We start from the raw sequence: 299 nt of genomic DNA, 5'->3' as shown, positions 1-299 counted from the left end.
GAGCATTCCGAGGCGCTCTCGGGTGCGGCGACGGTGGCCGGGGCGATCAGCACGGTCACGATGATCATGGGCCAGGTCGTGTCGTTCGTCCGCGAGACGGTCCGGCAGCTGATCGCGGACCTGGTCGGCAAGCTGATCGCGTGGGTGATGGAGGAGGTCTTCTCCCTCGGTTTCGGCACCCCGGTGGTGGTCGCCCAGGCCTCGGCGGCGATCGCGAAGTGGGGCAAGAAGATCGGGGAGCTGCTGAAGAAGCTCACCGACACCATCCGGAAGGTGTCGCCGCTGCTGTCGAAGCTGGT

Annotated in this window: 1 protein-coding gene; it reads left to right on the top strand. The window is 66.9% G+C overall.

Annotation, left to right across the window (positions count from 1 at the left end; genetic code table 11):
• Nucleotides 1–299, top strand: a 299-nt coding sequence (locus tag EIY87_RS23520; protein ID WP_148106212.1) for a hypothetical protein, incomplete at both ends; no start/stop codon positions are given.

Origin of the sequence: Amycolatopsis eburnea, assembly GCF_003937945.1 — a bacterium.
GTDB lineage: Bacteria > Actinomycetota > Actinomycetes > Mycobacteriales > Pseudonocardiaceae > Amycolatopsis > Amycolatopsis eburnea.
The sequence above is the reverse complement of the archived record's forward strand: the minus strand, read 5'-3'. Positions and strand labels throughout refer to the sequence as shown.